21 protein-coding genes and 1 pseudogene are annotated in these 21153 nt (G+C 71.3%); 12 read left to right on the top strand and 10 right to left on the bottom strand.

Annotated features, from left to right (window positions below):
* Positions 1 to 11: 11 nt before the first annotated feature.
* Entirely contained in the window at positions 12 to 971 is a 960-nt protein-coding gene (locus NUT86_RS37105) for an SDR family oxidoreductase (protein WP_159484485.1), read from the bottom strand.
* Between the two features lie 146 nt (positions 972 to 1117).
* Positions 1118 to 1975 carry a hypothetical protein gene (locus tag NUT86_RS37100; RefSeq protein WP_274739789.1) on the bottom strand — a complete coding sequence of 286 codons (858 nt, stop codon included), beginning with the start codon at positions 1973 to 1975 and terminating at the stop codon, positions 1118 to 1120.
* Between the two features lie 236 nt (positions 1976 to 2211).
* Here NUT86_RS37100 and NUT86_RS37095 point away from each other — a divergent pair, with 236 nt between their 5' ends.
* Entirely contained in the window at positions 2212 to 3078 is an 867-nt protein-coding gene (locus NUT86_RS37095) for a hypothetical protein (protein WP_274739787.1), read from the top strand.
* On the opposite strand, the gene NUT86_RS37090 is transcribed toward NUT86_RS37095, so the two are convergent.
* Positions 3075 to 3800 carry an SCO6745 family protein gene (locus tag NUT86_RS37090; RefSeq protein ID WP_274739785.1) on the bottom strand — a complete coding sequence of 242 codons (726 nt, stop codon included), beginning with the start codon at positions 3798 to 3800 and terminating at the stop codon, positions 3075 to 3077. The two genes, NUT86_RS37095 and NUT86_RS37090, sit on opposite strands and share 4 nt — an antisense overlap.
* A gap of 73 nt (positions 3801 to 3873) precedes the next feature.
* A pseudogene (locus NUT86_RS40765) lies at positions 3874 to 3954 on the bottom strand (hypothetical protein); the annotation flags it as partial.
* A 146-nt stretch (positions 3955 to 4100) separates the two neighbouring features.
* Between NUT86_RS40765 and NUT86_RS37085 the strand changes: the two are divergent.
* Complete coding sequence (locus NUT86_RS37085; RefSeq protein WP_266448456.1) at positions 4101 to 4991, top strand: S41 family peptidase; 891 nt, start codon at positions 4101 to 4103, stop codon at positions 4989 to 4991.
* An 82-nt stretch (positions 4992 to 5073) separates the two neighbouring features.
* Here NUT86_RS37085 and NUT86_RS37080 read toward each other — a convergent pair whose 3' ends face one another.
* Both NUT86_RS37080 and NUT86_RS37075 read right to left on the bottom strand, forming a co-directional pair.
* Positions 5074 to 5304 (bottom strand): hypothetical protein, encoded by a 231-nt coding sequence (locus tag NUT86_RS37080; RefSeq protein ID WP_018092478.1) that lies wholly within the window; start codon positions 5302 to 5304, stop codon positions 5074 to 5076.
* A gap of 2 nt (positions 5305 to 5306) precedes the next feature.
* Positions 5307 to 5558 (bottom strand): DUF6400 family protein, encoded by a 252-nt coding sequence (locus NUT86_RS37075; protein ID WP_093639104.1) that lies wholly within the window; start codon positions 5556 to 5558, stop codon positions 5307 to 5309.
* A gap of 340 nt (positions 5559 to 5898) precedes the next feature.
* Between NUT86_RS37075 and NUT86_RS37070 the strand changes: the two genes are divergently transcribed.
* A complete protein-coding gene (locus tag NUT86_RS37070) occupies positions 5899 to 6438 on the top strand; it encodes a hypothetical protein (RefSeq protein ID WP_159484493.1) in 540 nt (179 codons plus the stop codon).
* Here the strand turns inward: NUT86_RS37070 and NUT86_RS37065 are convergent.
* A complete protein-coding gene (locus NUT86_RS37065; protein ID WP_274740735.1) occupies positions 6435 to 7793 on the bottom strand; it encodes a PP2C family protein-serine/threonine phosphatase in 1359 nt (452 codons plus the stop codon). The genes NUT86_RS37070 and NUT86_RS37065 overlap by 4 nt on opposite strands.
* Before the next feature lie 103 nt (positions 7794 to 7896).
* On the bottom strand, positions 7897 to 8601 hold the full coding sequence (locus tag NUT86_RS37060; protein WP_159484495.1) for a TetR/AcrR family transcriptional regulator: 705 nt from the start codon (positions 8599 to 8601) through the stop codon (positions 7897 to 7899).
* A 281-nt stretch (positions 8602 to 8882) separates the two neighbouring features.
* Between NUT86_RS37060 and NUT86_RS37055 the strand changes: the two genes are divergently transcribed.
* Both NUT86_RS37055 and NUT86_RS37050 read left to right on the top strand, forming a co-directional pair.
* Positions 8883 to 10409: an APC family permease gene (locus NUT86_RS37055; protein ID WP_262042914.1), complete on the top strand. Its 1527-nt coding sequence runs from the start codon at positions 8883 to 8885 to the stop codon at positions 10407 to 10409.
* 89 nt (positions 10410 to 10498) lie between these two features.
* The gene (locus NUT86_RS37050; RefSeq protein WP_274739780.1) at positions 10499 to 12196 is read left to right on the top strand and encodes an amidohydrolase; all 1698 of its coding nucleotides are present in this window, start codon (positions 10499 to 10501) and stop codon (positions 12194 to 12196) included.
* A gap of 135 nt (positions 12197 to 12331) precedes the next feature.
* On the opposite strand, the gene NUT86_RS37045 is transcribed toward NUT86_RS37050, so the two are convergent.
* Positions 12332 to 13660 carry an ROK family transcriptional regulator gene (locus NUT86_RS37045; protein ID WP_266448475.1) on the bottom strand — a complete coding sequence of 443 codons (1329 nt, stop codon included), beginning with the start codon at positions 13658 to 13660 and terminating at the stop codon, positions 12332 to 12334.
* Between the two features lie 153 nt (positions 13661 to 13813).
* Between NUT86_RS37045 and NUT86_RS37040 the strand changes: the two genes are divergently transcribed.
* From NUT86_RS37040 to NUT86_RS37025, 4 genes are read left to right on the top strand one after another with little or no spacing between them, the layout of a single operon-like run.
* Positions 13814 to 15130 carry an ABC transporter substrate-binding protein gene (locus NUT86_RS37040; RefSeq protein WP_018092470.1) on the top strand — a complete coding sequence of 439 codons (1317 nt, stop codon included), beginning with the start codon at positions 13814 to 13816 and terminating at the stop codon, positions 15128 to 15130.
* Positions 15127 to 16047 (top strand): carbohydrate ABC transporter permease, encoded by a 921-nt coding sequence (locus tag NUT86_RS37035; protein ID WP_274739777.1) that lies wholly within the window; start codon positions 15127 to 15129, stop codon positions 16045 to 16047. Before NUT86_RS37040 ends, NUT86_RS37035 begins: the two co-directional genes overlap by 4 nt.
* On the top strand, positions 16040 to 16933 hold the full coding sequence (locus tag NUT86_RS37030) for a carbohydrate ABC transporter permease (protein WP_018092468.1): 894 nt from the start codon (positions 16040 to 16042) through the stop codon (positions 16931 to 16933). Before NUT86_RS37035 ends, NUT86_RS37030 begins: the two co-directional genes overlap by 8 nt.
* Positions 16930 to 18321 carry a GH1 family beta-glucosidase gene (locus NUT86_RS37025; RefSeq protein WP_274739774.1) on the top strand — a complete coding sequence of 464 codons (1392 nt, stop codon included), beginning with the start codon at positions 16930 to 16932 and terminating at the stop codon, positions 18319 to 18321. The genes NUT86_RS37030 and NUT86_RS37025 overlap by 4 nt, the downstream gene beginning before the upstream one ends.
* A gap of 57 nt (positions 18322 to 18378) precedes the next feature.
* Here the strand turns inward: NUT86_RS37025 and NUT86_RS37020 are convergent, their stop codons facing one another.
* A complete protein-coding gene (locus tag NUT86_RS37020; protein WP_018092466.1) occupies positions 18379 to 18789 on the bottom strand; it encodes an organic hydroperoxide resistance protein in 411 nt (136 codons plus the stop codon).
* A gap of 128 nt (positions 18790 to 18917) precedes the next feature.
* Here NUT86_RS37020 and NUT86_RS37015 point away from each other — a divergent pair, with 128 nt between their 5' ends.
* From NUT86_RS37015 to NUT86_RS37005, 3 genes are all read left to right on the top strand, one after another.
* Positions 18918 to 19379: a MarR family winged helix-turn-helix transcriptional regulator gene (locus NUT86_RS37015; protein ID WP_148588503.1), complete on the top strand. Its 462-nt coding sequence runs from the start codon at positions 18918 to 18920 to the stop codon at positions 19377 to 19379.
* A 270-nt stretch (positions 19380 to 19649) separates the two neighbouring features.
* Positions 19650 to 19883, top strand: coding sequence for an acyl carrier protein (locus NUT86_RS37010; protein ID WP_018092464.1), 234 nt, complete (start codon positions 19650 to 19652; stop codon positions 19881 to 19883).
* Positions 19880 to 21118: a beta-ketoacyl-[acyl-carrier-protein] synthase family protein gene (locus tag NUT86_RS37005; RefSeq protein ID WP_026170128.1), complete on the top strand. Its 1239-nt coding sequence runs from the start codon at positions 19880 to 19882 to the stop codon at positions 21116 to 21118. Before NUT86_RS37010 ends, NUT86_RS37005 begins: the two co-directional genes overlap by 4 nt.
* The last annotated feature ends 35 nt before the right edge of the window (positions 21119 to 21153 follow it).

The raw sequence follows: 21153 nt of genomic DNA, 5'->3' as shown, positions 1-21153 counted from the left end.
CGCAGGAACCGTCAGCGATAACCGGTGTCGTCGGCGGGGAGGTCCCGGTCCTGGACCTCGACGAGGTAGCGCCAGCAGTCCGGCCGGGTGCCGTCGGTGTCGGTGAAGCCGTAGAGGGGGGCGAGTTGCCCGCTGGAGACGACCTTGCCCGTCCAGCGCGCGACGTCCGGGTCGGCGGCGAGCGCGACAACCGCCCGGGCGACATAGACCGGGGACTCGGCGATGCAGAAATGCGGCACGTTGACGGTCGCATCGCGCCAGTTGTCCTCGGTGACGCCGAAGGCCTCCAGCATCTTCTCCGAGCGCAGCCATCCGGGGGTCACGGCGACGGCGGAGGCACCGTGCGGCGCGAGTTCATGGCTCTGGGCCAGCGTCATCCGCTGCACCGCCGCCTTGACCAGGTCGTAGTAGAAGCCCTCGTGGTGGCGGTAGGCGGCGTTGTACTCCGCGGTCCCGTCGGTCATCTCGATCACCAGTCCGCCGGGGCGCCGGATGAGCAGCGGCAGCGCGTGATGGCTGGTGATCGCATGGGTGTCGATGCCCATGCGCAGCATCCGTAGCCCGCCGCTGAGGTCGTGCTCCCACAGGGTCGTGCCGAACTGGGCGTAAGTGTCGCCGCCGAAGATGTCGTTGACGAGGACATCCAGGCGGCCGTGGTCCCGGTCGATGCGCCGGACGAGGTCGCGGACCTGGTCGCTGTCGAGGTGGTCCACCCGCAGGGCCGTCCCGGTGCCCCCGGCCGCGGTGATCAGCTCACCGGTCTCCTCGATCGTCTCCGGCCGGTTGATCTCCGACCGTCCGGCGGTCCGGCTGCTGCGCCCGGTCGCGTACACGACGGCGCCCGCGCGGGCGAGTTCCACCGCGATCGCCCGCCCGGCCCCTCGTGTGGCGCCGGCCACCAGCGCCACCTTCCCCTCCAGCACTCCCCCTGGACCGTGCGGCGCGCCCGCCCCCGCTTCGTTCGTCGCCATGGCTGCGGCCTGCTCCCTTCTCCTCGTCCCCGCGCCGGGGAATCCGGGCGGGGACGCGCCGTCCCGGGCCGGGCCGATGACGGCCTGCGAGGCAGGGTACGTACGTATCGCAATCGAATCGGGCTCCGTCAGGAACCGAGGTGGTATCAGGAACTCAGGTGATATTGGGCCCAGGGCTGATGGGCGGGCGCGGGCTCCTCGTGCGAGGGCGCGAGGGTACCCCACGGGGCGAGAGCGCTGTCCCATTCGGAAGCCAGGGCGGCCATGTCCGGGACGGACTCCGTGGACGGCATCGAGCCGGTGTGCCAGGCGGACGCCATGGGGTGTCCCGAGGGCGCGGCGTTCCAGGAGGCCGTCTGCTGTGCGGGGATGGTGTATTCGGATTCATGCACATCGCCGGCGCCGCGCCGGTGGCGTCCCGCATGGGTTTCCGCCGGTCCCGGATAGAACCGCCCCTGGGCGGAGAGCTGTTGGGCCCGGGTGACCAGGCGGGTGAGGTCGAGCCCGAATTCAGCGGCAAGTTCCCGCAGATCCACCCCGGTCTGCCAACTGCCGATGAGCACCGCGTCCATCGCCGGGGACCAGGTCTGCTCGGACGCCCCCACGCCGCCGGTGGCCTCGCGGGTGGCGCCGGCGGGGCGCGTGCCGGCGGACGGGTTCTGGTGGGAATAATCGGCCGCGGGCTCCGGTGCCGGGATGGCCTCCTCGGACTCCCGGGACGCGGCGGGTGTGGCGGCCGCCAGCAATTCATCGGCGACGGCGCGGGCGTCCTCCTTGCCCACCGTCCGCCGGGCGATCCGCACTTCCCGCTCGTTCAAACCGAACAGACCGGCCACCGCGCCGGTACTGCCCACCGTCACCGCGAATGCCGCCAGAACCCGCGACCGGTCGGCCTGGGCCTCGTCAAGCCTGGCCTGCGCCTCGCGCACACGCTCGTCACCCAGGCAAAACGCTTCTGCCAGCACGGCGTTGCGGTCCCACAACTCTCTAGGATCCATACTCATTCAACGCCTCTTGCGCGCAGGTGTCCCGATCTGGCTCAGCAAAGCACCCCAAAGCACCCATCGAACCACCAGATGAAAATCGTCTTGGGTGCTTGGCTTCCGATGCGTCCGGACCCGATGCGACGTCATATGCCCTGGCCACAGGCCCGCGTGCCTCCGCAGCGCGGATTGTCAGTGCTGTGAGCTACTGTCCCGATCAGTCCATCTTCCGATTTCCAGGTGTTCATGGGGGGACCGTGGCTCACCGCTCCCGTATCTCGTCCCGCGTCGTCGGGGCGCTGCTGACCGGCGCCGTGCTGTGCGGCACGGCGGCCTGCACCGCGGACGGCTCGCCCGATGGCCGCTCCGGCGCGCCGGTTCGCCCCGACAAAACAACGGTGGCCGCGGTGCAGAAGGCCGTCAAGAAGGGCGCTGAGCTCAACTCACTGTCATATCGCGTCTCGGGCAAGGTCCCCGGGCAGGGGACCGTCAAGGGCACGGCGTCGTTCCGCCTCCGCCCGCGTGCCGCCGATATGCGGATGACGGCGTCCGGGGGCGCGCAGGAGGGCGAGTTCTCGGTGCGGCTCGTGGGGGACGCGGGGCATCTCGGCGGGGGCGGGCGGGCGGCTGCCCTGCTGGGCGGCAGGCACTGGCTCAAGTTCGCCTTGGAGGACACGGACGCCGGCGGTTTCGGGGGCATGCTGCGACAGGCCGACCAGGACCCGGCGGCGCAAGTGTCTTTGCTTTCCGAGTCCGATGACGTCAAGAAGGTCGGTGAGGAGACCGTCGACGGGGTGCGGACGACGCATTACGCCGGCGCGGTCGACGTGGCGGAGCCGGCGAAAGAGCGGGCCGAAAAGAGCCCGCTGGACGCCGGGCGCCGCACGAAGGTCGTCGAGCAGTACCAGCAGCTCGGGGTGAGCGAGCTGCACCTCGACCTCTGGGTCGGCCCCGGCGACCGCACGGTGAAGGTCCGGGAGCGTGCGCGGGCGGCCCAGGGGCCGTTGGACGTGACGATACGGTTCTTCGACGCCGACAAGCCGGTCACGGTCCAGGTGCCGCCCGCTTCCGACACGATGGATCTGGCCCAGAAGCTCAGGGAGGCGAGCAAGCGGCTCGGCTAGGAGCCGGTGTCGCGTCGTACGGGCTCGTCGAGGTGGGGCAGGCCGATCGGGTTGGGGAAGGGGAGGACATCGGCGGCCAGGATGCGCCGGACCACGGGCTCCAGGCCCTGCAGCAGCGCCTCGGTCTCCGCCTCGGGCAGCGCGCGCAGCAGCCGGCCGGCCAGCCGGTCGGTCGCCTTCTCGATGCGCTCCCGTTCCTGCCGGCCATGGCCGGTCGCGTCGCCGTGAGCGTCCACGAGGCCACGGGAGCGCAGCCGGTCCGTCGCGGCGGCCCACTCCTCCTCGCTCCAGCCGCGGTCCTCCCGCATGGTGTCCTTGGGTACGCGACCGGACGCGACGGCCAGGACCAATGCCTCGCATCCGTCCAAGCCCTCGTCGGCGAGCACGGCGTGGTGCGCATCGCCTCTGAACTCCCGGATGCTGGTGGTCAGTTGCCACAAGCGCTCGACGGGGTCGGCGTGATCGCACAGCGCGCGGTTGGCGGCGAACAGGGGCCGTGCGGTGGCCGGCGCATCGTCGACGATCGTCTGGAGCGGGGGCAGCAGCTCGGCCGCTGTGTGCTCCAGCTCGGGGTCGACCCGGCGCAGTGCGTGGGCCGCTCGGCTGCCGCGCTCGTCGAGCACATGCGCCGGGCCGACGATGCTCCAGGCCGCCGGCAGCGCACGGGCGACCATCCCCGGCGCGAAGACGCCGAGGATGGCCGTGGCCGGCGCGGGTTCCACGGCCCCCCAAGGGAGCGGTGCGCGAGGCGAAATACCCCATCCAGAAACCCTTGAGACCGAGATCCTTGCCCAGGTCGCGGCACCGCTCGTCGAAGTAGCAGACGGCATGCAGCGGCTCGGTCAACAGCCAAAGCGATCGTGCTTGCAGCTCCATGCACCGCACGCTACCGCCGCCCGACGTCCGGCGCAGCGCACCGGAACCGCGCACGGGAAAAGCGCACGGGAACGGCGCACCGGAACGCGAAGACCGCCCGTACCGACCCCGGCAGCGGGCAACGACCCGAATCGAGAGGCCCCACCGTGACCGACAACGCACAGATCATTGACCGCGCCCTCGGCCGTATCGTCGCGGGCTATGTCTTTCCGCAGCGCGCCGTGGAGATCGACCGGGCGATCCGCGCCCGGCTGGCAGCCGGCGAGTACGACGCACTGGACGGGACCGCGCTCTGTGCGGCGGTGACGGCGCATCTGCAGGAGGTCTGCCCGGACAAGCACCTCAGACTGCTGTGGCAGGAGGAGGCCCGGTCCACCGAGACGGAGGACGATGACGCGGGCCGGGCGGCCTTTCTCGCGCTGCTGCGGGAGCAGAACCAGGGCATCCGGCGCGTCGAACAGCTCGACGGCAATATCGGCTGTCTCGACATCCGGCGGATAGCCGACGCGGGGGAAGGCGCCCGTGCGATCGGCGCGGCCATGGAGCTGGTCGCGCAGACCCGCGCCCTGATTCTCGATCTGCGGGAGTGCCGGGGCGGCTCCCCCGAGGGTGCCGCGATGTGGTGCAGCTATTTCTTCCCCGACGACCAGGTGCACCTCAATGACATCTACGAGCGCTCCACCGACTCCACCCGGCAGTTCTGGACCCTGTCGCACCTGCCCGCGCCGCGCTATCTCGACCGTCCGGTGTATGTCCTCACCAGCGCGACCACGTTCTCGGGCGGCGAGGACGTGGCGTACACCCTGCAGGCGCTCGGGCGCGCCGAGCTGGTCGGTGAGACGACCCGGGGCGGGGCCCACCCCACTGGCCGGCATCCGGTGACGGAGCACATCACCGTCACCGTGCCGACGGCCCGGACCACCAATGCGGTCACGGGTACCAACTGGGAGGGCGTCGGGGTGCGGCCGGATCGTGCCGTGGCGGCCGGCAAGGCTCTCGAGATGGCGCATCAGGAGGCGATACGACGTCTGTCGTGACAGGGGCGGGAGTGGCACGGAGGGGTGGGGCCGGGCCCTGGCCGTCCGGCCGGGCCGTGGCGGTCCGCCGGTGGTTGCGCCGTCAGCCGTCGGTGCGGCCGCCGGCCCCGAAGCCCGACTGCCAGGCCCACAGGTGGGTGCAGTTGGGGCACTGGAGATGCAGCACACTGCCCTTGTTCGACAGCAGGTAGCGCCAGTGGTCGGCGCAGGTGCGGCCGGCGAGGCAGGTTCCGCAGCCCTGATGGTCCTGGCAGCTGGGGCAGGGGACCCAGGCCCGGCGGCCGATATCGGCGGTGGGGTCGAGCGGCAGCATGCTCAGGCCTGCCCGGAGGCCGGCAGCACCCCGGCGGCGACCAGCGCGTCGTACGTGGCCTGCTGCTCCGCGTCCAGGCCGGAGTAGAGGAGCCGGTACGCGTCCGCCTCACCCTCCATCACCGCGATGGGGTCCCAGGTGTCGCCCAGCGCCGCGAGCACTTCGGTCCGCCGCTGGGTTTCGTGCGCGGTGAGGTCGAATTCGAAGATCCGGTGTTCCGGTATCCGGGGTTCCGAGGTGTTGCGGTCGTTCATGGTGCGCGTCCCATGCCACTTGCGGATGATTCGGACGTGTCTATCAAGTGGGACGGCACTGAGGAAGCGTCAGGGGGTGAGGGCCGGAGCTACGGGCCGGCAGGCGCAAGGGGTGGTGGCGCAGCGTGAGGCAGTGAAACGCAAGAGAAGCGGGCAATTCGGAAATCACGCGGGGAATATTCTTTGCGTTATGCCCGATATGTTCAGTAATTCTGGGCGTGATGCAATTCATCCTTGCCGCGTCGGTCATCGGCCGGGCTGCCGGGGCCACCGGCCCTGTTGACGCGCCTCGCCGGCCGGGCCACGCTCGGGGCCCTCACCCCTCTCCCAGGAGGTATCCATGCTCCGACGTACGACGGCGACCGGGCTCGGCATTGTCATGCTCGCGGCGGGGGCCTTGGTGGGGGCGGCCGCCACCTCGTACGCCGCCGCTCCCGGCACCGCCGGAGCGGCTCCGCGGCCCGGGCCCGGGCTGTTCGCCAAGCTCACCCATGCCCAGGCCACCGCGAAGTTCCGGGCGGCCGGCATCAGCTGGTCTTCCAGTGGCGGCTGCTCGGACCGGAACAACCCCCGCTGCACCTCGTTCGACCAGATCAACTCGGCCACCGTGGACGGCGTGATCACGCTGAAGGGCGCCACCGGCTGTGCGATCAACCTGACCGGCGGCACCGAGACCGGCCATGCGAGCGGCACCTACAGCCACTGGAACGGCTACAAGGTCGACTTCAGCCTCTCCTCGTGCCTGACCAGCTACATCACCGGCACCTTCACCTCGATCGGCGGCTCCAAGTGGAAGTCCGGCAGTGGGAACGTCTACTACAAGGAGGGCGACCACTGGGATGTGACGTACTACAACTGCGGCGGCTGCCTGGCCGGCTAGGGGGTGCCGGGAACTCCGCCGCCCGGCCCGCCGCCCAGGCGCCGCACCGCGACCGCGGCGGCGTCATCGCCCAGCCGGCCGTTGGTGTGCGCCAGCAGGTCCGTGCGCAGCTGCCGTAGTACCTGCCGCGGACTGCAGTCGCTCCAGGCGGCGGCGCGCTCGACCAGCGGGTAGAAGGTGCCCTTGTCGTCCCGGGCCTCGCTCACCCCGTCCGTATAGAGCAGCAGCAGATCACCGGGCTCGAAGGGGAACCCCTCGACCTCGTAATCGGGGGCGCCGGGCAGCCCGCCGAGCCCGACCGGCAGCGCGGGCCACTCCGCCGACAGGGTGCGCACCCGCCCGTCACGCAGCAGAAGCGGGGGCGGGTGGCCACAGGTGATGGTCTGCACGACGGGCCAGCGGTCGGGGAGGTCCAGCAGAATCACGGTCGCGAAGGTCTCGTCGGTGTCGATGACGGGATCGGGGCCGGGGAGCGGAGTGGCGGGGACGGGGACGGAGACGGAGCCGACCTCCGAGGCGGAGCCGACCTCCGAGGCGGAGCCGTCCACCGCGTCCGTCCCGGTCCCGGTCTCGGTCGCGGCCACCGCGTCCGTCCCGGTCTCGGTCTCGGTCGCGGCCACCGCGTCCGCCCCGGTCCCGGTCTCGGTCGCGGCCACCGCGTCCGTCCCGGTCTCGGCCACCGCGTCCGCCCCAGCCCCGCCCGCCGCGTCCGTCCCGGCCCCAGGCCCCGGCGCGTTGTTCCACTGGCGGCTGTCCCAGCGGACGGCGCCGTCGAGGTGGATGGCCAGCCTGGGGAGGGTGGCCTCGCGGTGGGCGGCCGCGCGGAAGGCGCCGAGGATCAGGGCGGCATGGCTGTAGGCGGGCAGCCCCTTGCCCCGGACATCGCCGATGATCAGCCGGGTGCTGCTGGTGGTGCGTGCCACTGCGAACAGATCACCGCCCATCTCCGCCTCCTCCTCGGCCGCCAAGTACAGGGAGGCGATCTCCAGCGGGCCGCTGTGCACGGGCAGCGGCCGGAGCAGGACCTGCTGGGCCACCGCGGCCACCGAGCGGCTCTGCCTGAGCCGGCGCTCGTTGCGGTCCCGCACGACGGTGAAGAGCACGACCAGCGCGGAGACCACCACCAGCGCGGCGATCTGGGCCTCCAGGTTCTCGGTGAACAGCACATGGCGCGCGATGCCGATGAACACCTGGGCGGCCACCGCCAGCGCTCCGATCGCCGCCGTCAGACGGGGTCCGGCGAAGGCCGCGGTGAGCGCGGGAGCCGCAACGAGAAGGGGGCCCAGATGGATGTCGGGCGGTGCGAGGACATCGATCGTGCAGACCGCCACGATGATCCCGATCGGGATCAGCACCAGGACATGACTGAGTTCCCGTCGTTCCCGGAGATGCCTCAGCCGTGGAAGGGGCATGCCTCATGGTGACACCGGGATGAACGGAATGCCCGGATCACCCCCTTCACTCCGTCCGCTCCGCCGCCTCCTGCCGGATGGCCGCGATGAGCAGATCGAGCGCCGGCTCGACGGCCGAACCCCCCATGAGCGGCAGATGCTCCCGTACGCGGTGCAGGCTCGGGTAGTCCTCCGCGGGCAGGTTGCCGTACTCGTCCTGCCAGGCCTGTTCGTCCGCCGCGCGCTGGGCGGGAGCCAGCCTCAGGACGCCCGCGTCCACGGCCGCATGACCGAGGGCGGTGTCGACGAGGGTGTGGTAGTGCCGGACGGCGGTGGCGTCGTCGAAGCCGGCCCGGAGCAGCAGGCCGATCCCCGTGTCGACGGCGTGCTGCTCATGGGGCCGGCCGGTGACCCGGACGGTGCTGAACACGGCGATCTGCGGGTGACGCAGCGCGGAGCGGTACGCCCGCAGTGCGAGGTCGCGCAGATCGGCGGCCCAGTCGTCGCTGGGCGTGAAGCCGGCCATGGACTCGCCGATGAGCCGGTCGGCCAGCGCCAGCAGCAGATCCTCGGTGTTGCGGAAGTAGCGGTAGACGGCGGAGGGATCGGCGCCCAGCGCCGCGCCGAGTTTGCGCACGGTGAAGGCCTGCGCCCCCTGGGCGTCGATGAGTTCACATGCGGCGTCGACGATGAGATCGGCCGACAGGACCACGCCTGAGCTGGTCGGCCGGCGCCGCTTGCGCTCGACCGGGACGCGCTCGCTCTCCGCCACGCCGAACCCCTCCGCTTCGCTCCGCCCCGGCCCCCGGGCCTTATCGGAGCCAGTTAACCACCAGGTTACGTCAACACCGTTGACACAAGAATGAACGGCCTGTTTCATCGGCGGACATAGACGGACCGCCGCGGTGCCGCATCCCGCACCAACCCCCTCCGTACGACGCGGCCGTGCCCCGATCCCGGGCCCGGCCCGCGCCGCCCTGCCCCGCCCCGCCCGCACCTCCCGTTCCCCCAGGGCCGAGACCGGTCCGGCCCGCCGTCCAAGGAGTGAGTGCCATGCCTTCCGCAGTGCAGCAGGACCCCGGCCCGGCGAGAATGCGCCGCTCGCTGGGGGTGAAGGACGGGGTGGCGATCGCCGCGTCGAGCACCGCCGCGACCACCAGCATCGGCATCGGCATGGGCACCCTGGCCGCGTACGCCGGCCGGCAGACGCCCGCCCTGTTGCTGCTGGCCTTTGTGCCCATTCTCGGCATCGCGCTGTCGTACGCCCGGCTCAACCGCAGCGAACCGAACTGCGGCAGCGGCTACACCTGGGTGGGGCGGTCCATCGGCCCCTGGCCCGGATTCCTGACCGGCTGGGTGGTGCTGGTCGGTAACGTGATCTTCATGGCGTACACGGGGGCGGTGACCGGCTCCGTCGTGCTCCAGTTCCTCAACAAGCTGGGTCTGTACAGCGTGTGGGGGCTCCGGCTGGATCCGGCCTCGACCGGTATCAGCACCGCCGTGGGCCTGGTCGCGCTGGTCGTCGTCACCGTCACCGCCATCACGGGGGTGCGGGCCGCGACCCGGCTGCAGATGGGGCTGCTGATCTTCGAGTACGTGGTCCTGCTGGTCTTCTGCGGCTACGCGCTGTTCGTCGGTGACCAGCCGTTCTCGCTGTCCTGGCTCAACCCCTTGGAGATCGGCTCACCGCAGGCCGTGGCCCAGGGGATGGTGCTGGCGGTGTTCTTCTACTGGGGCTGGGACGCCGCGTTCAGTGTCAACGAGGAGACCCGCAGCTCCACCGACGCGGCCCGCGGCGGACTGATCGCGCTGGTGGTGATGATGGGTCTGTTCCTCGTCGGCTCGCTCGCCTTCCAGCGGGTGATGAGCACCGGGGAACTGATGCACAACGGACCGCAGGCGCTCACCTTCCTCGGCGCCCAACTGGCCCCGGAGCCCTGGGCCTCGCTGCCCCTGGCCGCCCTGATGTGCTCCGCCTTCGCCTCCCTCCAGTCGAGCGTCATCCCCACCGCCCGCGGTGCGCTGGCGATGGCCCGCGACCGGACGCTGGGCCCGGTGTGGCAGCGCGTGCACCCGCGCTACGGCTCCCCCGCCGTGGGCACCCTGCTGATCATGGCCCTCGCCGCGCTGCTCGCCGTGCTCGCGGTCGGCATCCCCAAGCTCAACGACATGATCCTCACGGCCGTCAACTCGATCGGCCTGACCGTGGCCCTCTACTACGGACTCACCGCGCTCGCCTGTGCGGTGCGCTTCCGCCACAGCCTGCGCGCCGGAGTGGTGCGCGCGCTCCGGGACGTGGTCGTTCCGGCGGCGAGCGCGCTGGCGCTGTTCGGGCTCGGCAGCTACCTCGTCTGGGACTACGCGACGATGAGCGACCACTTCGAGGCGAGCCCGGACAACGGCTGGTTCATGCTGCTGCTCCCCGCCCTCTTCATCCTTGCCGGCCTGGCGACCGCCGCCTGGGCCAAGTGGGTACGCCGCGCACCGTACTTCCGCACCGGCCGGGGGACGGACGCCGATGCGATCACGTTGCCGATGGACGGGGACGGCGGCCCGCTCCCGAGCCCCGTGGAGGGCTGACCCGCGCCCGATCCGACCCCCTCGCCTCACTCGCCCGAGCCCTTGCGGCCACCACACCCCACTCCCCACACCACTGGAGCAATCACCACATGGATCTCAGCACCACCCCGGACGCCCGCACCCCCGGCACCGCCGAGGGCGGCCCCGCGGACCTCGTCTTCCTCGCCGGTCCCGTGCACACCGTCGACTCCGCGCGCACCCGGGCGAGCGCGGTGGCGGTACGCGGCGACCGCATCCTCGCCGTCGGGCACGAGGAGGAGGTCCGCGCGCTGATCGGGCCCGCCACGGAGGTCGTCGATCTGCACGGCAAGCTGCTCATCCCCGGGTTCCAGGACGCACATGTCCATCCGGTCGGCGGCGGGCGGGAGTTGGCGCTGTGCGATCTGAGCGCTGCGGTCACCGCCGAGGCGTACCGCGAACTGATCAGCGCATACGCGGCCGCGCATCCGCAGACTCTCTGGATCACGGGCGGCGGCTGGTCCATGGAGGCGTTCCCCGGCGGGATGCCGACCCGCGAGTTCCTGGACGCGCTCGTCCCCGACCGCCCGGTGTTCCTCGTCAACCGCGATCACCACGGCGGCTGGGCCAACTCCTGCGCCCTGGAACGGGCCGGGCTCACCGAAAGTACGCCGGACCCGTCCGACGGGCGGATCGAGCGGGACGCCGACGGCCGGCCGACCGGCATGCTCCAGGAAGGCGCCATGCAGCTGGTGGCCGGCCTGATCCCGGACCCGACCGTCGCCGAGCAGACCGAGGGGCTGCTCCGGGCACAGCGCCTCCTCCACGGCTACGGAGTGACCGCCTGGCAGGACGCGATGCTGGGCTACGCCCCCGGAATGCCCGACGTCACCCCCGCGTATGTGGCCGCCCGGCGCGACGGGAAGCTCACCGCACGGGTGACCGGGGCGCTGTGGTGGGACCGGGCGCGCGGGGAGGAACAGATCCCCGAACTCATCGCCCGGCGCGCCGAGTTGACCGAGGGACGGCTGCGGGCGACCAGCGTCAAGATCATGCAGGACGGGATCGCCGAGAACCACACGGCCGCGATGCTCACCCCCTACCTCACCGCCTGCGGCTGTGCCTCCGACAACAGCGGCATCTCGTTCATCGACCCCGAGGCGCTGCGGAGCTACGTCACCCAGCTGGACGCGGAGGGCTTCCAGGTGCACTTCCACGCCCTGGGCGACCGGGCCGTGCGCGAGGCGCTGGACGCGGTCGAGGCGGCGCGGCGGACGAACGGCATGCGCGACACCCGGCCGCACCTGGCCCACCTCCAGGTCGTGCACCCCGAGGACGTACCGCGCTTCCGCCGGCTCGGCGCGACCGCGAACATCCAGGCGCTGTGGGCGGCCCACGAGCCGCAGATGGACGAGCTGACCATCCCCTTCCTGGGGCCCCGGCGCGCCGCCTGGCAGTACCCGTTCGGCGATCTGCTGCGCTCGGGCGCCACCCTGGCGGCGGGCAGCGACTGGCCGGTCAGCTCCCCCGACCCGATCGCCGCGCTGCATGTCGCGGTCAACCGCCGTGCGCCGGAGGACCCGCCGTCGGCGCCGGTCTTCCTGCCCGAGCAGCGCATCGACCTGGGTGCGGCGCTCGCCGCGTACACGGCCGGCAGCGCCTACGCCAACCACCTCGACGAGACCGGCACCATCCAGCCCGGCAAGCTGGCCGACCTGGTCGTGCTCGACCGCGATCCGTTCGACGGCCCCGACGAGGAGATCGCCGCGACCCGTGTGCTGCAGACGTTCGTCGGGGGACAGCGGGTGTACGCGGCCGATGACGCCTGAGAACGCGGCATAGCGTCTCACCCGTCGGCGCGGCCGGCCGGCATGTCCGGGCGGCCGCGCCTCCCGTTCCGGAGGCTCGCCGCGCCTCCCCTTCCGGAGGCTCAGGGGCGGGCCGGGCGCCGCACCACCGACCCGTCAGCCGCGCCCCGCCCGTGCCCGCTCCTCCAGGGCCGTCCGCCATCCCGGTGCCGTCACCCGCTCCCCCGGTTCGTCGGCCGGTGCGGCGCACCGCCGCCCCCCGTTGGCGAAGAAGTCCGCCAGCGGCAGCGTCGCCGCGCCGACCGTGACGGCGTCGGGGCCGAGCCTGCCGAGGTCGATGGTGACCCGGCCGGCGGGGTGTGCCAGGGAGTAGGCGGTGGCATGGGCGCGGACGGCGGGGAGGAGGTGCGGGCCGAGTTGGAGACCGGCCCAGCCGCCGATGAGGACACGTTCGGGGCTGAAGAGGTTGATCAGGTCGGAGATGCCCGCGCCGAGGTACTCCGCGGTCTCGTCGAGGACGGAGCGCGCGACCGGGTCGGCGTCCGGACCGCCGGCCGGTGGGTGGGCGGCGGCGACCAGCGCCGCGAGCGCCGTTTCCTCGTCGGCGTCCGGGGGCGGTTGGCCGCCCGCCTCCTGCCAGCGCTGCAGCAGCGCCTCGGATCCGGTGTAGGCCTCCAGGCAGCCCCGGGCACCGCAGCGGCAGCGGCGGCCGCCGACGCTGACCGTCAGATGGCCCCATTCACCGGCGCTGTCGCGTGCCCCGCCGTCGATGACGCCGTCGGTGACGAGGCAGGCGCCGACGCCCGACCCGAAGAGCACGATGGCCGCGTTCTCGGCGCCCCGGCCGCCGCCGAACCACATCTCGGCCTGGCCGAGGGCCTTGGCGCCGTTGCTGAGGAAGAAGCCCACACCGGGCGGGAGGGCGACGGTGTGGTGCAGCAGCTCCTCCAGCGGGACCGCGTCCCAGCCGATGGTCTGGCCGTGGACGACCGCGCCGCCGGGCCGGCTGCGGTCGAGGATGCCGGGGACGCCGACACCGACGCCGAGCAGCCGGCCGGGAGACGCCTCGCTCTCCCGCAGCACGGTCGCGATGCCGTCGGCGATATGGCGGACGATCAGGTCCACGTCGTAGCCGTGGTGCCGCAACGGGAGCTCCGCGCGGGCGAGTTCGCCCATGGCGAGGTCGAAGAGCTCCACTCTGACGCGGGTTTCCCCCACGTCCACACCGATCAGGCAGCCACTCCCCGGGGCCACCCGTAGCAGGGTGCGCGGCCGGCCGCCGTCGGACCCGACCACACCGGCCTCCTCCAGCAGTCCCTCCTCGACGAGTTCGGCGACCACATTGCTGACGGAGCCTGAACTGAGGCCCGTTGCGGGTCCGAGTTCCTGCCGGCTCATGGGACCGTCGGAATACAGCCGTTGCAGAACCGCGGTGCGATTGGCCCTGCGCAGGTCACGCACGGTCCGTTGGGTGCGTTCGGCCATCCGGTTCCCCTCCCTCCCGGCCGGCTGCCGGTGTTCGCTCTCTTGACGCGCCCTTCCCTCGGGCTTTAACTCACACCCTAAGTTAAGCCATGAGGCTGTTCAGGAAGTGAACATGGCCGGCCTTCGGACTCCTCAGAGAGAGGCGTATCCGTCATGCGCATACTCCGAGCCGCGACCGTCACCGCCACCGTTACCGCACTCGCCGTCGTGGCGGCCGGATGCGGCGGTGGGACGAGCTTCGACGACGGTGGCAGCGACGACTCCCCCAGGACGCTGACGTATTGGGCGTCCAACCAGGGGCCGAACGTCGAGGCGGACAAGAAGATCCTCGGCCCCGAGCTGAGGAAGTTCGAGCGGCAGACCGGGATCAAGGTCAAGCTGGAGGTCATCCCCTGGCCCGAGTTGCTCAACCGGATCCTGGCCGCCACCACGTCCGGCCAGGGCCCCGATGTGCTCAACATCGGCAACACCTGGTCCGCTTCGCTCCAGGCCACCGGGGCGCTGCTCCCCTGGGACCGGAAGAACCTCGACGCGATCGGCGGACGCGACCGGTTCCTGGCGCCGGCCCTGGAGGCGACGGGTGCGGCGGGCAAGGACCCGGCGGCGGTACCGCTGTACTCACTGGCCTACGCGCTCTACTACAACAAGCGGATGTTCCAGGAGGCCGGGATCAGCAAACCCCCGGCCACCTGGGACGAGTTGGTCGCGGACGGCAAGAGGATCTCCAAGGACGGCAAATGGGGCCTGGGCGCCGAGGGCGGCCAGCTGACCAACAACATCCACCAGGCCTTCGCCCTCGGCAAACAGCACGGCGCCGACTTCTTCGACAGGACCGGAAAGCCCACCTTCACCTCGGACGGCGCGGTCGCGGCGGTCAAGCAGTACATCGACTTCATGGCCAAGGACAAGATCATCGCCCCGGGCAACGCCGAGTACGGACAGAACCAGTCGCTCAGGGACTTCGCCACGGGCAGGACCGCGATGGTGCTGTGGCAGGCCGCGGCCACCACCTTCGCCGCCGACGGGATGAAGCCCGGCGACTGGGGCGTGGCCCCGGTCCCCGTCCCGTCCGGCACCCCCGGCACCGGCAGGCAGATCAACTCCATGCTCGCCGGCATCAACATCGCCGTCTTCAAGAACACCCACAATCTCCAGGGCGCGCGGAAGTTCGTGAAGTTCATGACGAGCGACACCGAACAGCGACTGCTCAACAAGACCTACGGCTCCATCCCGCCCGTCAAGGCCGCCCAGCAGGACCCGGCGTTCAACCGCCAGGACACCAGGGTGCTGCGCGAAACGCTCATCAGGAGCGCCGCGCCGCTCCCCCAGATCGCCGAGGAGTCACAGTTCGAGACGTCCGTCGGCACCGCCGTCAAGGACCTGTTCGCCGACGCGGCCGCCGGCCATCCGGTGACCACGGCATCGGTCAAGGCGCGGCTGGCCAAGGCCCAGCAGCAGATGGCGCAATGAGGGGCTTCACCAGGCTGCGCCGTGCCGGCCTGCCCTATCTGCTGCTGCTCCCCGCCCTGCTTCTGGAGCTGCTGGTCCACCTCGCCCCGATGGTCATCGGCATCGTGATGAGCTTCAAGGAACTGACCCAGCTCCACATCGCCCACTGGGGCACGGCCCCCTGGAAGGCACTGGGCAACTACCGCGTCACCGTGGACTTCGACGCCCCGGTCGGCGCCACACTGCTGCACTCGTTCGTCGTCACCTGTGCGTTCAGCCTGCTGACGGTGGGCCTGTGCTGGCTCCTCGGCACCGCGGCCGCGATCTTCCTGCAGGAGAACTTCCGGGGCCGCGGCCTGCTGCGGGCGGTCTTCCTCACCCCGTACGCGCTGCCGGTCTACGCCGCGGTCATCACCTGGGCCTTCCTCTTCCAGAGGGACAACGGCCTGGTCAATCATGTGCTGCACGACCAGCTGCAGCTCACCGGTGACCGGCCCTTCTGGCTGCTCGGCGACAACAGCTTCCTCGCACTGCTCGTGGTCTCCGTCTGGAAGACCTGGCCGTTCGCGTTCCTCGTCGTGATGGCCGCGCTGCAGAGCATCCCCAAGGACCTCTACGAGGCGGCGGCGCTCGACGGCGCGGGCATCGTGCGGCAGATCCGGCGGATCACCCTGCCGTCCTTACGGCCCATCAACCAGGTGCTGCTCCTGGTGCTCTTCCTGTGGAGCTTCAACGACTTCAACACGCCGTATGTGCTGTTCGGGAAGGCCGCCCCGGAGGCCGCGGATCTGCTCTCCATCCACATCTACCAGTCCTCCTTCGTCACCTGGAACTTCGGTACCGGCTCGGCCATGTCCGTCCTGCTGCTGCTCTTCCTGCTGGTGGTGACGGCCGGCTATCTGCTGGCCACCTCGCGCGGAAGGAAATCCGATGGCTAGCCCCGCTGCCCGCGCGCCCCGCACCGCCGGCCGCAGGCGCTCCCCCACCGCTCCGCCCCGCGCCTTCCTCTGGACCCGGCGGATCTTCCTCACCGCACTGACCGGCTTCGTACTGCTCCCGGTGTACGTGATGCTCAGCAGCTCGCTCAAACCCCTGGAGGACGTCTCCGGCGCCTTCCGCTGGCTGCCGAGCGAGCTGACCATCCGCCCGTACCTCGACATCTGGCACACGGTTCCGCTCGCCCGGTACTTCCTCAACTCGCTGATCGTGGCGGGCTCGGCCACCGTCTGCTCGGTGGTCGTGGCGGTCTTCGCCGCATACGCGGTGAGCCGCTACCGCTTCCGCGGCAAGCGGATCTTCACCGTCACGGTCCTGTCCACGCAGATGTTCCCGGGCATCCTCTTCCTGCTCCCGCTCTTCCTGATCTACGTCAACATCGGGAACACCACCGGTGTCGCCCTCTACGGCTCCCGCGGCGGGCTGGTGCTGACCTATCTGACGTTCTCCCTCCCCTTCTCCATCTGGATGCTGACCGGTTACTTCGCCTCGGTGCCGCGCGAGCTGGACGAGGCCGCGTACGTGGACGGCTGCGGTCCGCTCGGCGCGCTCTTCCGGGTCGTGGTTCCGGCCGCGCTCCCCGGAATCATCGCGGTCGCCGTGTACGCCTTCATGACGGCCTGGGGCGAGGTGCTGTTCGCCTCCGTCATGACCAACGACACCACCCGCACCCTCTCGGTCGGCCTGCAGGGCTACGCCACCCAGAACGACGTCTACTGGAACCAGGTGATGGCCGCTTCCCTGGTCGTCAGCGTCCCGGTGGTCGCCGGGTTTCTGCTGCTCCAGCGCTATCTGGTCGCCGGTCTCACCGCCGGAGCCGTCAAATGACCCCCGCCGAAAGGAACTCCGTGAGCGACCGGATCGACTTCGCCGCCCTGCCGGACGACTTCGCCTGGGGCGTGGCCACCTCGGCCTATCAGATCGAGGGAGCGGTCGCCGAGGACGGCCGCGCCCCCTCCATCTGGGACACCTACGCACACACCCCGGGCAGGATCGACAACGGCGACACCGGCGACCGGGCCTGCGACCACTACCACCGCTGGCGCGAGGACATCGGTCTGATGCGTCAACTGGGCGTCGGCGCCTACCGGTTCTCGATCGCCTGGCCGCGGATCCGGCCGGACGGTGACGGCCCGGTCAACGCCGCGGGACTGGCCTTCTACGACCGGCTCGTCGACGGGCTCCTCGAAGCGGGCATCGCCCCCTTCGCCACCCTCTACCACTGGGATCTGCCGCAGGCCCTCCAGGACCGCGGCGGCTGGCCCGCACGGGAGACGGCCGAGCACTTCGCGGCGTACGCCGGGGTCGTCGCCGGGAAGCTCGGCGACCGCGTCGCCCACTGGGCCACGCTCAACGAGCCGCTGTGCTCGGCCTGGATCGGCCATCTCGAAGGGCTGATGGCCCCCGGCCACACGGATCTCACGGCGGCGGTCCGCGCCTCGTACCATCTGCTGCTCGGGCACGGTCTGGCCGTCCAGGCGATCCGGGCCGCGGCGCCGGCCGCCCGGATCGGCATCGTCAACAATCTCAGCACCGTCGAGCCCGCCACCGGGTCCGAGGCCGATGCCGCAGCGGCCCGGCGGATGGACGGGCACACCAACCGCTGGTGGCTCGATCCGGTGCACGGCCGCGGCTTTCCGGCGGACATGCGCGAGGTGTACGGGGTAGAGCTGCCGGAGCGCGCCGGTGATCCGGAGACCATGGCGCAGCCGCTGGACTGGCTGGGGCTGAACTACTACTTCCCGGTCGTGGTCGCCGCCGAGCCTGCCGGCCCGCCGCCGTTCGCCCGCCCGGTGCGCCGGCCGCGGGTCCCCCGCACGGGCATGGACTGGGAAGTCGACGCGGACGGCATCGAGACCCTGCTGCTACGGCTGACCCGGGAGTACGGAGCGCGCACGCTCCATGTCACCGAGAACGGCTCCGCCTACCCGGACGTGCTCCGCCCCGACGGCACCGTCGCCGATCCCGAGCGCACCGAGTATCTGCACCGGCATATCGCCGCCTGCGCCCGCGCGGCCCGTAAGGGCGCCCCGCTCGCCGGATATTTCGCCTGGTCGCTGATGGACAACTTCGAGTGGGCCTACGGCTACGACAAGCGCTTCGGCCTGTTCCACGTCGACCGTGCGACACAGGCCCGCACCCTCAAGGACAGCGGCAGGCACTACGCCGAGCTGATCCGCAGCCATCCGCGCCGCGGCACCCCGCGTACGTCCTGAGCCGCACCCGTCCGGCGGACCGGCCCCCACAGACGCGGTCCGCCGGGCGCCGCGCCCCTACTCGATGACGAGCTCGACCTCGATGTTGCCGCGGGTGGCCTTGGAGTACGGGCAGTACTGGTGCGTGGCCTCGACCAGCTGCCGTCCGGTCTCGCCCGCGAGGGTCTCCGGCAGCTCCACCCGCATGACGACGGCCAGCCCGAAGCCGGTGTCGTCCTTGCCGATGGAGACCTCGGCGGTGACCGAGACGTCCTTGGTGTCGATCTTCATCTGCCGGCCGACATTGCCCATCGCGCTGGCGAAGCAGGCCGCATATCCGGCGGCGAAGAGCTGCTCCGGATTGGTGCCGGCGCCGTTGCCGCCGAGCTCGGGGGGCATGGCCAGGGCCAGGTCGATCTTGCCGTCGGAGCTGACGGCCCGGCCCTCGCGGCCATTGGCGGTGGCGACAGCGGTGTACAGCGCGTCCATCACGGTTCCCCTTCGATAGCGCGGCGGCCGTTCCCCGGCCGCCCGACGCCCATCACAGTCGCACACATCCAAATTGTGCGCAACCCAGTTGTGCACAACTAAATGACTCGGCGAGCTAACCTGGGTCCATGACCCCTGCGACCAGGCCTCCGGTACCCGACGCCGAACTGCTCCGCCTCGACCACCAGGTCTGCTTCTCCCTGCACGCCGCCTCACGCGCCTTCGGCGGCGTCTACCGCGACGCCCTCAAGGGCCTGGGCCTGACCTACCCCCAATACCTGGTCATGCTGGTCCTGTGGGAGCACGGCTCCCAGCCGGTCAAAACCATCGGCGAACAGCTCCGGCTGGACTCCGGCACCCTCTCCCCGCTGCTCAAACGCCTGGAGTCGGCCGGCCTGGTCCGCCGCGAACGGAGCACCGAGGACGAGCGGTCGGTCACCATCCACCTCACCCCCGCCGGCGACGAGCTGCGCGAGGCGGCCCTGCCGGTCCCCCGCAGGATGCTGGCCGCGACCGGCCTCACGCTCGAGGAACTGCGCACGCTCCAGGGCCTGTTGGGCCGGGTCACGAGCGCCCTCGACGAGGCCTGACCCCGGGCGGTTCCCGAGTCCGCCGACGTCCGCCCCGTACCTCTCGGCGGTCCGCGGCGTTACGTACGTAGGTGCTTTCCGCGGTGTCCGCAAGGCGAGGTGCGGACGCATTCTCCACCCTGGTCGCTCATCACCCCATTGAGCTACCAAGGTTGGGGAGTCATCGGTACAAAGGCGTATAAAGGGTGGTCAAACCAGCCGGAGCCGCCGGTGATATCCCGCCCACGACGCGGTTGGCAGCATCGCCTACGACAAGCGGAGGAGCGCCACGTGAATGCGGCAGAAGTTGTCAACACCTTGCTGGTCCAGCGATTCGGGGTTCCCCCGGCCGACATCACCGACGAGACGGCGCTGCGCAGCCTGCGCCTGGACTCCCTGGCACTGGAGGAGCTCCGCGTCCTCATCGAGGAGCGGCTGGACATCGACCTCGACGAGGTGTCGCTGACCCCGCGGAACACCGTGGGCCAGCTGGTGGCGGCCGTCGACGGCAACGTTCCGGCATGACGGCCCGCCAGGAGCCGTTCTCCGCGGCCGTAACAGGACTGGGGCTGGTGACCGCGGCGGGCGTGGGGGCGAAGGCCACCTGGCACTCCGTCACCCAGGAAACGGTGCCCGGCGGAGTGAGCCACCAGGAAGAACTCGCCGATCTGCCCTGCGACTTCATGTACACCATCCCGGATCTGGACACCACCGAGCTGCTCGGCGTGGCCACCCAGCGGCTGATGGACCGCTTCTCGCAGCTGGCGGTGATCGCCGCCCGCGAGGCCCTCGCCGATGCCGGGCTCGACCCGGAGTCCTGGGACAGCAGCCGGGTCGCGGTGGTCATCGGCTCCGCGCACGGCGGGCTGCCGTTCTACGACCAGCAGCATGTCGCGATGGCCGGGCGTGGCGCCCGCCGTGTCTCCCCCAAGCTCGCCCCGCTGACCGTCGTCAACAGTGCCGCCAGCAGCGTCTGCATGGACATCGGCGCGCAGGGCCCCAGCATGGGCGTGGCGACGGCCTGCTCCTCCGGCACGGTCGCCCTGGGCACCGCACACCAGCTGCTGCGCGCCGGGGTCTGCGATATCGCCCTCGCCGGCGGGGCGGAGTCGGTGCTGTCCCGGCTGCTGATCGCCAGCGCCTGCCAGATGAAGGCGGTCTCCACCCGCCGGGACGATCCGGCCGCGGCCTGCCGACCCTTCGACGCGGGCCGCGACGGCTTCGTGGTCGGCGAGGGCGCCGGGCTCCTGGTGCTGGAGCGGCCCGAGCACGCGAGCGCCCGCCGGGCACCCGTCCGCGCCCATATCCGCGGCTACGGCGCGTCGAGCGATGCCTACGCGGCGGTGGCCCCGGACCCCGAGGGCAACGGCATCGAGCGGGCGCTGCGGATCGCGCTGGCGGACGCGCAGGTGCAGGGCCGGGACGTCGGCCATGTCAACGCGCACGGCACCTCGACGGTCGTCAACGACCGCGTCGAGGCCACGGTGCTGCGGCGGGTCCTCGGCGATCACCCGCTGGTCACCTCGACCAAGGCGATGACCGGGCACGCGCTGGGCGCCGCCGGCGGGATCGAGACCGCGCTCACCGTGCTCGCCCTGGAACAGCAGCTGGTGCCGCCGACCGCCAACTTCGAGGTACCGGATCCGCGGATCCCGATCGACATCGTGCGCACGGAGGCCCGGCAGGCCGCGTTCGACTGCGCGGTCAAGACGTCGCTCGGCTTCGGCGGGCACAATGCCGCGCTCGTACTGACTCGCTAGACCCACCGCGCGCCCCTGCCGGCGCGCCCCGCCCG

It is taken from the genome of Streptomyces sp. G7(2002) (genome assembly GCF_028870195.1).
Taxonomy (GTDB): Bacteria; Actinomycetota; Actinomycetes; order Streptomycetales; family Streptomycetaceae; genus Streptomyces; species Streptomyces nigrescens.
Note: the sequence above shows the minus strand (reverse complement) of the source record. Positions and strands in the feature narration are given on the sequence as shown.